The organism is Streptomyces sp. NPDC090083, from assembly GCF_044747445.1.
Lineage (GTDB): Bacteria > Actinomycetota > Actinomycetes > Streptomycetales > Streptomycetaceae > Streptomyces.
Window position 1 is genome coordinate 973,053 of record NZ_JBIVED010000002.1, and the last position, 12,478, is coordinate 985,530.

Consider the following 12,478-nt stretch of genomic DNA (forward strand, 5'->3'; position numbering starts at 1 on the left):
CCCTAGCGGGCACCATGGAATGAACCAGGATGCCGAACCATTTTCGGTCATCCGCAGGATTCGCCCAGAGACTGGGTGCACATGTGCCGGAGCCTTGCTCTGCCACGAGTGAATGCACCCTCGGCGGCCTTGACGGAGATCTGGTTGATGCGGGCGAACTCGACGATGGAGATCCCGTCGGCCCGCGCGAGCATCACCTGCCGCTCCCGGCCCCGGAGCTGGCCGGCCTGCCGGAGCAGCCAGCGCCCGAACTCCTGGTCGCAGACGGCCTCCTCCAGCATCTCCGGCTCCCCGTCGGTGATGCGCTGCAACAGCCGCTGCCAGCGCTCCCGTTCCCGGTAGCTGTCGATGCAGAGCCGCATGGCGACCGTGGTCAGGAACGGTCCGAGCCGGTCGCGGTCCAGGTCGCCGTGGGTCGCCGCGCGCAGCATCGCCTCCTGGACGCAGTCCTCGGCGTCATGCGGGTTGGGCAGCCGGCGGCGCACCAGACGCAGGAGGCGCTCTCGATGCTGAAGGACTTCGGTCCAGAAGGAATCGCAGCATAAGTGCATGCGTCTCACCAATGATCGAACGAAAGAAATACATCCCGGCGATTGGCTCCACGCATGCCTTCATGGCACGAAAATCCCCTCCACTTTCTCCACCCCCTCGCCCTTCCTTTCCATTCTTCGCTGGAAACAACGGCTTTCTGCCCTGGAGGAAGGTGGCTAACCCGCCCATCACATCCTTCCTTCGTTTGAATGAGAAAATGAGAAACGATAACAGTATCTTCGGTTCGGGGAGCGGACGGCCGAAAGGCACGGAGGCTCGTCTGGCTGGAACAGTCGCCACTGGACCGGCACGACCTGGCGGCCCAGCACCGGCACCGCGCCGCTCTCGCCGACGAACCCGTTCCTGTTGTCGCGGTCTCGCGCAGCGGAGTCGACCGGAGTCGATGCCTTCGGCGAGCGCGACATTACGACTCGCATGGTCGGAGAATTCATCGAAACATTCGAGCGAAAGCATTCGAAGTTCGGATCTTGATTCCTGGCAACTCGCTGAAGGTCGCCGACCATGAATCGTTCAAGAAGGGCTGTGAGCTGCGCATTTGAACGATACTCCCAGCCAATCCGGGCGGCGAATATTTCGCACTCGGTACCGAAAGTATTGACAGTTGTCAGGGGCAGACCAACACTGACGCCGTCGTGACCGTGATGTGACGAGGACGAGGAGGAAGCTGCCGCATGAACGACGCACCCGCACCCGCATCCGCGCGCACTCCCCAACCACCCCCGCATTTCAGGCTGTTCGTCAGTGGCGCCTGCGCGCTGCTGCTGGCGCTCCTGGCGACGATGACGCTGCCGGGCACCGCCAGTGCCGACACCGTCGTCACCACGAACCAGACCGGCACCAACAACGGCTACTACTACTCGTTCTGGACCGACTCCCAGGGGTCGGTCTCCATGAACCTCGGCTCCGGCGGCAACTACAGCACCACCTGGAGCAACACCGGCAACTTCGTGGCAGGCAAGGGCTGGGCCAACGGCGGCCGTCGCAGCGTGACGTACTCGGGGACCTTCAACCCGTCGGGCAACGGCTATCTGTCGCTCTACGGCTGGACGTCGAACCCGCTGGTCGAGTACTACATCGTCGACAACTGGGGCACCTACCGGCCGACGGGCACGTACATGGGCACCGTCACCAGTGACGGCGGCACCTACGACATCTACAAGACCACGCGGTACAACGCCCCGTCGGTGGAGGGCACGAAGACCTTCGACCAGTACTGGAGCGTCCGGCAGACCAAGCGGACCGGCGGCACCATCACCACCGGCAACCACTTCGACGCCTGGGCCCGCGCCGGCATGCCGCTCGGCAGCTTCAGCTACTACATGATCCTCGCGACCGAGGGCTACCAGAGCAGCGGCAACTCCAACATCACCGTGGACGGCACCAGTTCGGGCGGTGGCGGCGGCGGTGGCTCCAGCGGCTGCACCGCGACGCTGTCCGCCGGGACGCAGTGGAGCGACCGCTACAACCTGAACGTCGCGGTCACCGGTTCCAGCAACTGGACGGTGACGATGAACGTGCCGTCCCCGGCGAAGGTCCTCTCCACCTGGAACATCGCGGCCACGTACCCGAGTTCACAGGTCCTGACGGCGAAACCCAACGGCAGCGGCAACAGTTGGGGCGCCACCATCCAGGCGAACGGCAACTGGACCTGGCCCACGGTCTCCTGCACGGCGAGCTAGCCGCCCGACTCCCAAGGCTGGAGGACCCCTTCCCATGAGATCCGCACCGCACTTCTCGTTACGCTCCCTGGTCGCCGGGCCGGCCGTCATCGCCCTGGCCGCCGCGGGCACCCTCGCCGTCGGTACGGCGGCACCGGCGCAGGCCGCCACCTGCGGCGGGTACGTCGGGCTCACCTTCGACGACGGCCCGTCCGGCAACACCCCCACCCTGCTCAACGCGCTGAAGCAGAACGGCCTCCGGGCCACGATGTTCAACGAGGGCCAGTACGCGGCCGCCTACCCCGCGCAGGTCAAGGCGCAGGTCGACGCCGGGATGTGGGTCGGCAACCACAGCTACACCCATCCGCATCTGACCCAGCAGACACAGGCGACCGTCGACTCGGAGATCTCCCGGACCCAGCAGGCCATCGCGTCCGCGGGCGGCGGCACACCGAAGCTGTTCCGCCCGCCGTACGGCGAGACCAACGCGACCGTGAAGGCCGTGGAGGCCAAGTACGGTCTGACGGAGATCATTTGGGACGTCGATTCGCAGGACTGGAACGGCGCGAGCACCGACGCCATCGTCGCGGCGGCGGGCCGGCTCACCAGCGGCCAGGTCATCCTCATGCACGACTGGCCCGCCAACACGGTCGCGGCCATCCCGCGCATCGCCCAGGGCCTGGCCGCGCGCAACCTCTGCGCCGGAATGATCTCCCCGACGACGGGCCGTGCCGTGGCCCCCGACGGCAGCGGCGGCGGTGGCGGTGGTGGCGGCAGTTGTACGGCGACGCTGTCCGCCGGCACGCAGTGGAGCGACCGCTACAACCTGAACGTCGCGGTCACCGGTTCCAGCAACTGGACCGTGACGATGAACGTGCCGTCCCCGGCGAAGGTCATCGCGACCTGGAACATCGCGGCCACGTACCCGAGTTCACAGGTGCTGACCGCGAAACCCAATGGCAGCGGCAACAGTTGGGGCGCCACCATCCAGGCGAACGGCAACTGGACCTGGCCGACGGTCTCCTGTACGGCTACCTGACCCCGGCCGGACGGAGGGCCGCCGTGATCGCGGGCGTCATGGGGCGTCCGGCCAGGACATGGCAGACGGCGTCCAGCGGCACCGGGCGCTCGTAGTAGTCCTCGAAGTGGGCCCGGACGGTCTCCGGGGAGCGGTCGGTGAGGAGGTGGAAGAGGCAGCCGGAGCCGTCCGGGCTTCCGTGGCCCGGAGGAAAGTCGATGGCCGAACCGGCGCGCCACGCGGTGTCGCCGGTCTCGCGCCACAGGCAGACGGTGACGCGCGGGACGCCGAGTCCCGGGTCAAGGAAGGCGGCATCGTCCAGCAACGGCCGCAGGGCGTCGGGCACTTCGTCGACGACACCGGGCCAGACCTCCTCGTCGTCCCTCCCGTACGGGCTCATCGCCGACTCGTGGTCGAAGCCGCGGACGAGCACACCGGCCGGGGAGAAGACGGCGGAGAAGTCGTCCCCCGAGCCGTTGTCCATCAGCGCCGCCTCCTCGCCGGGGCCCCAGCCGGCGCCGAAGGTGTACAGGCAGAACTGCGGGTCCGCCGCCATCGCCGCGTCCAGGGCGGCCAACGCCCTCAGGTGCAGGCGGAGTTCGGCGGGGTCGGGGAAGCGGGCGACGGCCTCGTACACAGTGCTCATGACCTGATGAAAGCAGCCGCCACCGACAACCGGCCCGCTCTCGCGGCCCTCACGCCCCGTCGAGCAGCGAGGCCAGCCCGCGGTCGAGGGAGGAGGGTTCCACGGCCTCCCGTCCCGGTTCGGTCACCCGGTACGTGCGGCGCAGGAAGTGGTGCAGGGCGACGCTGTCGAAGCGGATCATCGCGATGCCCTCCGGGGAGTGGAACTCGACTGCCGTGTGGGCCGGGCCGTACGGCCTGATGTGTACGTTGCCCATGCCCGCCGGGGTCACGAGGCCCTCCTCCAGCAGCGCCCGTGCGAAGGTCCATGTCACCTTCTTGCCGTCGAGCGATATCCAGGCGGGGAAGAGGAGTTGGACGGCGAAGGGGTCGCCGGAGGTGTAGCGGAGGGTGACCGTGACGGCCAGCTCCTGGTCGTCGTCGGCGATCAGGCGGGCGCCGGTGGGCTGTTCCAGGGTGAGGTGGCTCATGGGCGGTCTCCGAACTCGGGCGGGGCGGCGGCCTGTTGTGCCGGCACACCCTCTTGAGAGCGCGGCGGGGTGGTTGATTACGCCGGGACGCGAGAAGGTTGATGTGATCTGAGTCACCTTCGGTTACCGCTGCAACTTTAGTTGAAAGTTTCGGCATCTAGGCTTACGCATCTTCCCCGCCCTCCCCTTGGCAACTGGAGCGTTGCTGCCATGAACGACGACGGTCCCACCGCCGCGTACGCCCGGATCTACGCGGAGCAGCAGCCCCGTCTCGTCGCCTATGCCCGCTCGCTCACCCGCAACACCTGGGTGGCCGAAGACCTCGTCGCCGAGGCGCACTTCAGGGTGTGGCGCAGGCTGTCCGCCGGGCACGAGATCGACAACGTGCCCGCGTACCTCATGACCACGGTGAAGCACCTCGCCACCGCCGCGGGGACCGCCGCGCGCGAGACACCGCGCGATCCGCAGGCCGAGGAACGGGTGGGCGCCGTCCCCGCACACGTCCACGGGGGCGACCCGGCCGAGCAGGTGTCCTCGACGGACCTGCTGGTACGGGTACTTGAGCAGCTGCCCGAGCGCTGGGTGAAGGCGCTGTGGCTCGCCGAGGCGGAGGGCCTGCCGCTGGCCGCGATCGGCCCGCAGCTCGGCACCAGGGAGGGCGCCACGGCCGTACTCCTGCACCGTGCGCGGGAGGGCATGCGGCAGGCGTTCCTGCGCGAGCAGGCCGGCGCTCCGGACGACCCGGCGTGCCAGGTCCACTGGGCGCGCATGCCGGCGTACGTGCGCGGCGGCGCCACCGGGCGGCAGTCCGAACGCCTCCTCGGTCACGTCGACGCGTGCGACGACTGCCGAGCCCGGCTCGCGGCCCTGATGCGCGCCAACGACCGGCTGCCCGCGCTCGTGGCACCGGCCCTCCTCGTCCTCGTGCTCGGCGGCGCGGGCAAGTTCCTGCTCGCCTTCGGCGCGGGTTCCGCCGGAGCGGTCACCGCCACGGCCGGGCACGGCGGCGGACTGCTGCACGGCGTACGGCACGTGGTGGTCGGTGCCTCCAAGGCGCAGACGGCGGTGGTGGTCGGCACGGCCGTCGCGGGAGCCGTCGCGGTCTGTGTCCTCCTCGGCGGCACCGACCCCGCCCCGGTCCCGGTCGCGAGGGGCCCGGTGGCCGAAGTCCCCTCCGCTCAGGCGTCGGTGGCGTCCGAGCCGCGGAAGCCGAGCCCCTCGAAGGCCCCGGCCCGGCGCGATGCCGCCACGGCCCCTGCGGCCGACCGATCCACAAGTGCCGTACCGCCACTCGTACATGGCGCCCACGGGTCCGCGCCGACCGTGCGCCCGGTGCAGAGCGGTGGCGCAACTCCTCCTCCTGACCCACCTGTTGAGCCGACGCCCGCACCCCCTGTCGCGACGCCCGCACCACCGGTGGAACCGACGCCCGCACCCCCGGTGGAACCGACCCCGCCGCCCAAGGTGCCGCCCACGCCCCCGGCGACCCCGGAACCCACCCCGCCTCCGGAGTCCACCGAGCCGACTCCCGCGCCGCCCAGGACCGATGACCCCAAGCCGAAGCCGAAGCCGAAGCCGAAGCCGGAGCCCACGACCGTGTCCAGCCCCGAGCCGACGGCCCGGGCGACCCGGCCGGGTCGGCCGAGCGTGTAGCCGCGCGACCGGGGCTGCCGTCCCGGTCCCGTTGTCGGTGGCGCGTGTCACGATGGACGCACATCGGGACGCATGGGGAGCGGGGGTGGCATGGAGGGCGAGCCTCCGCGGGCCGGACGGCGGGCCAGGGAGCTGTGTGAGCAGGGCACGCGGCTGTACGACGTGGCGCGCACCCTGCGCGCCGACCACACGCGCGCGCTCGAAGCCGTCCGCTCCGCACTGGAGCCGCTGCGGGCCGACCTGGTCGCGCAGGAGCTGGAGTCCATCCCGGTCGCCCGTCTGAAGGACGTCACCGAGGGCCGGCTGCGGCTCGGGGCGCTGGAGGCGGCGGGCCTGACCTCCGTGCGCGCGGTGCACGAGGCGAGCCGGTACGCACTGCGGCAACTGCCCGGCGTAGGACAGCAGACCGCCGACCGCGCGCTCGCCGCCGCCCGGCAGATCGCGCGCGCCGTCGCGGAGACCGTCTCCGTCCGCATCGACGTCGACCACCCCGAGCCCCGCACCACCGCCCTGGTCGTCGCACTGCACCGGCTCGTGGAGGCGGGCCCGGAGCTGCGCCGCGCGCTGGACGCGGCCACCCGGCTCGACGAGCGCCTCGGCGCCCTGCTCCCGGTGGCCCGGCCCGCCAGCAGCAGACTCCTGATGGCACTCGCCGGCCGCGGGCGGCGGGACGGAGCGCTCGCCGCGGTCGCCGGGATCCGTGAGCTGGTCGGCGACCCGGCCGCCCAGGACGTACGCCTGCTGATCGCCCAGGCCTCCACCGACCTGCTGCGCCCGCCGGTCTCCGAGATCGAGGCATGGGTCGACTTCGAGCTGCGCTCCGCCGAGTACTACAGCCAGCTCGCCGAGGTCGACGGGCAGCAGCCGGACCTCGCGGCCAGCGAGGGCTTCCTCCCCGCGGAGCTGGCCGAGCGCGTGCACGCCCAGCCGCTGGACGACACCCACCGCCGGGTCTCCCTGCGCGGATACCAGTCGTTCGGGGCACGCTTCGCGCTGGCCCAGCGCCGGGTCGTCCTCGGGGACGAGATGGGGCTCGGCAAGACCGTCCAGGCCATCGCCGCCCTCGCCCACCTCGCGGCCGAGGGCCGGCACCACTTCCTGGTGGTGTGCCCGGCCAGCGTGCTGATCAACTGGACCCGTGAGATCGGCGCCCGCAGCACCCTGCGCGCACTGCCGGTGCACGGCCCGGACCGGCACGAGGCGTTCGCGGAGTGGGGCGAGCGCGGCGGGGTCGCGATCACGACCTTCGACACGCTGCACACCCTGCCCGCACCGGCCGACCCGGCGCCGAAGGGCCGCGCGGCGAGCACCGACGCGCCCACGGCCCCCGCCCTGGGCATGCTCGTCGTGGACGAGGCCCACTACGTGAAGAACCCGGACACCCGCCGTGCCAGATCGGTCGCCCTGTGGACCGAGCGCTGCGACCGCGTCCTGTTCCTCACCGGCACCCCCATGGAGAACCGGGTCGAGGAGTTCCGCACCCTCGTCCGCCACCTCCGCCCCGACCTCCTGCCGGCCGTCCGCAACGGCACGGCGGCAGCCGGACCGCATGCCTTCCGGAAGTCCGTCGCCCCCGCCTACCTGCGCCGCAACCAGGAGGACGTGCTGACCGAGCTGCCCGCCCTGGTCCAGGTCGACGAGTGGGTGGAGCTGGGCGTCGCCGACCGCGAGGCGTACGACCGCGCGGTCGGCGACGGCAACTTCATGGCGATGCGCCGCGCCGCCTACGCCGACCCCGAGAAGTCCGCGAAGCTCCACCGCCTGCGCGAACTGGTCGCCGAGGCGGCCGGCAACGGAGTGAAGGTGGTGGTCTTCTCCTACTTCCGTGACGTCCTCGCCGCGGTGGAACAGAGCCTGGAGAAGGGCGTGTTCGGCCCCATCTCCGGAAGCGTCCCGGCGTCCCGCCGACAGCGGCTCGTCGACGACTTCACCCAGGCCACCGGCCACGCCGTCCTGCTCTCCCAGATCGAGGCGGGCGGTGTCGGCCTCAACCTCCAGGCCGCCTCCCTCGTCGTCCTGTGCGAACCCCAGGTCAAGCCGACGGTGGAGCACCAGGCCGTGGCCCGCGTCCACCGCATGGGCCAGACACGCACGGTCCAGGTGCACCGCATGCTCGCCGCCGACAGCGTGGACGACCGGCTCCTGGCCATCCTCAAGAACAAGGACCGCCTCTTCGACGCCTTCGCCCGCCGCAGCGACCTGGCGGAGGCCACTCCGGACGCGGTCGACGTCTCCGACGCGTCCCTGGCGCGGCGGATCGTGGAGGAGGAGCAGCGGAGGCTGGCGGCGGATCCCGCCGAGCGGGTCGCCAAGGACGCCGAGCGGTCATGAGCGCACGTCGAGTCCGGCGAGCGCGGCACCCGTACCGCCCCGCACGGTGACACGGACGTACCGGGCGGGGGTGCCGTTCGGGGCGTGCCAGCCGCGCCGGTCGGCCGAGACCTCGACGCCGGCCGACGCCGGCCGCTTCGTCCAGGCGGGCCGTACGGTCCCGACGCGTGCCGCGCGGCCCAGGTCGACGGTGAGGGAGGCGCGGTCGGCGTCCGGGGACCAGGAGGTCGCGGGGCTGCCGTCGACCGCGGCCTCCGGGTAGCGGCCGGAGACCGAGGAGGTCGCCGTCGCCGGGTGACAGCGCGCCAGGTCGCCGGTGGGCACGAGGTCGGGGCGCCGGGTCCTGAGGGTGACCGTGCCGGAGAGGACGCGGCGCCCCTCGGGGGTGTCCAGCGGGAAGGGCGCGCCCGTCCGCAGCCGTACGGTCGTCGTCCTCGCCCCGATCGCGATGTCGTACGTACGACCGCGCCAGTGCAGCCCCGACAGGCGTACGCCGTCGGCGAGTTGGGGCGGCAGACTCGGGTCCAGGTGGAGGGCGTCGGGGCGCAGCCGCAGACCGGTGAGCCCGTGGGTGAAGACCTGGAGGAAGCCGCCCTTGCCGGTGAGGAAGTCCTGCGCGGGGGAGCCCGCGAGAGGGTCGGACGCGCCCGCCTTGCTACCGCGCGACTCCGAGAACAGGGCGAACGGGCCGCGCGCGAACGGCTGGTAGGCCCGCCGCAGATAGGTGTACGCGGCACAGCCCGGCTCGTCGGTCGCCGCCGCGTCGATCGCGTGGACGGCGTCGGTCATGGCGGGGCCGTCGGGGTCGGTGCGCCGGGCGTAGTGGTCGAGGGTGGCGGTCGCGGCACCGGCGGGCATGGGCCACTCCAGCGGGTAGATCAGCAGCACGGCGTCCGCCTGCTTGATCTGCGAGCCGTGGTAGCCGTCGTACTGGAGGAAGATCCTGCGCTTCGGGTCGTAGGGGATGCGCAGACGGCCGGCGACGGTGAGCCAGTCGGCGGGGGCGGTGGTGCCGAGGGCGCGGGCCGCGTCGGTCGCGGCGCGCAGCGCGGTGGCGGCCACGGCGTTGGTGTAGACGCCGTCGTCGACGCCGTTGCTGTACTCGTCGGGTCCGGCGACCTCCTTGACGGAGTACGAGCCGTCGGTGTTCCTCGTGGCCCGCGAAGTCCAGTACCGGGCAAGGCCGTCGAGGAGGGGCCGGCCCCGGGTGCGGAGCCAGGTGCGGTCTCCGGTGGCGAGGTAGTACTGCCAGGCGGCGAGGGCGATGTCGCCCTGGAGGTGGTTCTGGGTGAGGCAGTGCGGAGGCTGCCAGCTCTGGCACTCGTTCCACAGCCGGCCGTGGCTCGCGCTCGTCCAGGGGAAGAACAGCCCTTTCACGGCGGTCTTCGCGGCGTTCTCGGCGGCGGCCGTCCGGGTGCGGTAGCGGTATTCGAGGACCGGGCGGGCGAGGTCCGGGTGGGTGGCCAGCAGCGCCGGGAACATCCACGTCTCGGCGTCCCAGAACACCATGCCCGCGTAGTTGTCGCTGGTCAGCCCGGTGGGCGCGATGCTGTCCCGGGCGCCGGACCGCAGCGCGGACAGCAGCCCGTACTGGGCGGAGCGGACCCAGAGCTGGAGATCCGGATGTCCCGGCACCTCGATGTCCGACGCCCACAGCGCCCGCCACGCGGCGGTGTGCGAGGCGAGCAGCGCGTCCCATCCGCGCCGCGCGGCCCGTACGGCGGTGTCCCGCGCGGCGGAACGCGGGTCCGGTGAGGTGAGCGCGGTGTCGACGCCGACGTACTTGGTGGCGGTGTAGGCGTGCCCGGAGCGCACTGTCAGCACACTCGTCTGGCTATCGCTCAACTCACGCTGCTTCCGCGCTCGTTGGACGGGCCCCGGCGCATCGAGCACGGAGGCGACGGCCCCCTCGACGCCTGTCCCGTCCGTGCGGAACGCCACGCCGATGGTGCGGTCGCCGAGGTGGCCGCCGCCGGTTTGCGTGACACGGCGGGCGCCGCGCCCGTCGAGGCGGTCGGTGAGGGTGAGCCGGCCGTCCCAGTGGGGCGTCACGCGCAGGCGTACGGCCCCGGTGTGCGGGGAGTCGCGGGCGGCGAGGACGTCGTAGACGAGGTCGGTGCGGCGGCCGTCGGTGGTGGTCCAGGTCAGGGACGTGCGGACGTGGCCGCAGCGGAGGTCGAGGGTCTGGCGGTAGTGCGAGATCCGGCCGCGGTCGCCGTAGGTCTCGGCACCGGCGGTGACATCGAGGCCGGTCCAGTTCGGCAGCCCGGCGAGCGCCTCGCGCCCGGCCGTGTCCGCGGGCCCGCGGGCGTAGAGGCCGGACACGAACGCGCCGTCGTAGCGCGGGGTGTAGAGCGGCCACCCGGTCTTCTCCCCGGACGCGGCATAGCCCGCACCGGCGGGCGGGACACGCGTGCCGAGGTAACCGTTGCCGACGTAGGGGTGGTAGGTGTCGGCCGGGTCGATCCGGGTGGCGGAAGGGGTCCAGCCGGGGGCGCCGCAGCCGTCGCGCGGGTGGGGACGCGGCGCGGCGACCGCGGGAGCGAGCGGGAGGGGCGGGAGGGGGATGAGCAGGGCGGCGGCGAGGAGGGGGAGCAGGAGGCGGGTGGGTGTGGGCACCGTTCGACGATGGGGTGCGGTGGCGGGTGGGGGCGGAGGGCGCGCGGGGGGTTCCCACGGACGGGGGCGGGTGCTTCCCCCCGCGACCCTCCGGATCAGCGCGGCGGGTTCGGGCCGTCTCCGGACGGCGTCGGGTCGGTGACCCAGCCCGCCGTCAGGGTCAGGCGGGACTCGCGGTGCACGGCCAGGAACGCGAAGGGGCGGTCGAAGCGGGCCCTGACGACCGTGGTCGTGCACCGGAGCTCGGGCGGGGCGCCGCCCGGAGCCGCGGCGACCGCGGTCACCGCGGCGGCACGGAAGCCGAGGGCGCCGAACTGGGCCACGGTCGACTGTTCCGCCTGCCCGACGGCCAGGGGGGACGGGCTGATGCCGGGGAAGTGGCCGGCCCTGGGGTCCAGCGCCGTGGTGAGCCCGAACAGGTCGTGCAGGAGCCGGAGATCGTGCCGCGCGCGCAGGTCGTACGCCACGGTCGTGACGGACAGCTCCGGCGGTTGCGGTGTGGTGCAGCGCTGTTGCTCGACGCGCAGGCCCGGTCCCACCTCGCCGTAGGGGAGTTGGCCGCCGGGCACCACGGGGATCCGGCGGGCCAGGATGTCGACTCCCGTGCCCAGCACCTGACTTGGGGTCATGTGGTGGTCGCCGAGCAGGAGGTGGACGTCGATGCCGTTGTTGCCGGGGACCTTGAGTTCGGTGACATGGCCGTGCGGGCCGCTCGCCACGCCGACCCGGTCGAGCCGGACGCCGGTGCGGTGCAGACCGGCCAGCCGCCGCCCGCGCCAGGGTCCGGCATCCGGGGTGAGCGTCGACGCGTCGAAGGGGCGCGGCCATTCGGTCCGGAGCGCGAGCGCGCTCGCCAGGACCAGCTGCACACCCTCGTCCAGCGCGACCGGCATCCGCTCGACGAGCCCACCCGTCCGCTCGGCGGCCCACGCGTCCAACTCCCGCTGACAGGACGGAAGATCCGCGTTCAGTACGCCGTGCGCACCGGCCGGGAGCCCGGCCCGCCACTCCTCCCGTACGGCGAGTCCGGGCCCGGTCCACAGCCCGAGTGCGGAGTTCAGCCCGGGCATCGCCGTCATCGCGGCCAGCAACTCCCGTGCGGCGGCGGCAGCCTGGTCGCCCGGCATGCCCACCGCGTCCGCGAGTTCCGCCCGCGCGGCCCCCGACGCCCCGTCGGCGAGCAGGGCGAGCAACGGCCACACCCCGGCCGCCGAGAAGACCGTGCGGCCGGCCACCGGGGAGGCCGGGCCGTGGACCGCCGAGCTTCCGCCCACCGCCTCCGCCCACCGCGCCGTCAGCCGATTGACCGCGTCGACCGTCCGCCCGATCGCCGGCCCCTCGGCCACCGCGTCCTGAACCGCCGTTCCCCCGACCACCGCGCTCCGCCCCGCTCCCAATTCCGCCCCCGTGGGTCCCGTAGCGCAAGATCACGTACCCGCGCACGGGAAGGCTATCGTCGGCCCCCGCGCCCCCGATGATCAGCCCCGGCCCTCCCGCTCCTCCCGGCCCTCCCGGTCCTCCTCAGCCGTCCC

Annotated in this window: 9 protein-coding genes; 4 read left to right on the forward strand and 5 right to left on the reverse strand. The window is 72.4% G+C overall.

The annotated features are described in order from the left end of the window. Positions 1-47: 47 nt before the first annotated feature. Complete coding sequence (locus ACIPTO_RS10205) at positions 48-551, reverse strand: RNA polymerase sigma factor (RefSeq protein WP_401190640.1); 504 nt, start codon at positions 549-551, stop codon at positions 48-50. Positions 552-1,223: 672 nt separating this feature from the next. Here ACIPTO_RS10205 and ACIPTO_RS10210 point away from each other — a divergent pair. Beyond that, positions 1,224-2,231, forward strand: a complete 1,008-nt coding sequence (locus ACIPTO_RS10210) for a glycoside hydrolase family 11 protein (protein ID WP_401190642.1) — start codon at positions 1,224-1,226, stop codon at positions 2,229-2,231. A 34-nt stretch (positions 2,232-2,265) separates the two neighbouring features. After that, the gene (locus tag ACIPTO_RS10215; RefSeq protein WP_401190644.1) at positions 2,266-3,249 is read left to right on the forward strand and encodes a polysaccharide deacetylase family protein; all 984 of its coding nucleotides are present in this window, start codon (positions 2,266-2,268) and stop codon (positions 3,247-3,249) included. Here the strand turns inward: ACIPTO_RS10215 and ACIPTO_RS10220 are convergent. Further along, positions 3,242-3,874, reverse strand: a complete 633-nt coding sequence (locus ACIPTO_RS10220; protein WP_401190646.1) for a hypothetical protein — start codon at positions 3,872-3,874, stop codon at positions 3,242-3,244. The genes ACIPTO_RS10215 and ACIPTO_RS10220 overlap by 8 nt on opposite strands. Positions 3,875-3,923: 49 nt before the next feature. After that, positions 3,924-4,343, reverse strand: coding sequence for an SsgA family sporulation/cell division regulator (locus ACIPTO_RS10225; RefSeq protein ID WP_366315864.1), 420 nt, complete (start codon positions 4,341-4,343; stop codon positions 3,924-3,926). 210 nt (positions 4,344-4,553) lie between these two features. Here ACIPTO_RS10225 and ACIPTO_RS10230 point away from each other — a divergent pair, with 210 nt between their 5' ends. Beyond that, positions 4,554-5,996 (forward strand): sigma-70 family RNA polymerase sigma factor, encoded by a 1,443-nt coding sequence (locus ACIPTO_RS10230; protein ID WP_401190649.1) that lies wholly within the window; start codon positions 4,554-4,556, stop codon positions 5,994-5,996. Positions 5,997-6,086: 90 nt separating this feature from the next. Then, positions 6,087-8,327 carry a DEAD/DEAH box helicase gene (locus ACIPTO_RS10235; protein WP_401190651.1) on the forward strand — a complete coding sequence of 747 codons (2,241 nt, stop codon included), beginning with the start codon at positions 6,087-6,089 and terminating at the stop codon, positions 8,325-8,327. Here ACIPTO_RS10235 and ACIPTO_RS10240 read toward each other — a convergent pair. Next, a complete protein-coding gene (locus ACIPTO_RS10240; protein ID WP_401190653.1) occupies positions 8,322-10,946 on the reverse strand; it encodes a glycosyl hydrolase family 65 protein in 2,625 nt (874 codons plus the stop codon). The two genes, ACIPTO_RS10235 and ACIPTO_RS10240, sit on opposite strands and share 6 nt — an antisense overlap. A 95-nt stretch (positions 10,947-11,041) precedes the next feature. Beyond that, positions 11,042-12,292, reverse strand: a complete 1,251-nt coding sequence (locus ACIPTO_RS10245; RefSeq protein WP_401190655.1) for a serpin family protein — start codon at positions 12,290-12,292, stop codon at positions 11,042-11,044. Positions 12,293-12,478: the final 186 nt, after the last annotated feature.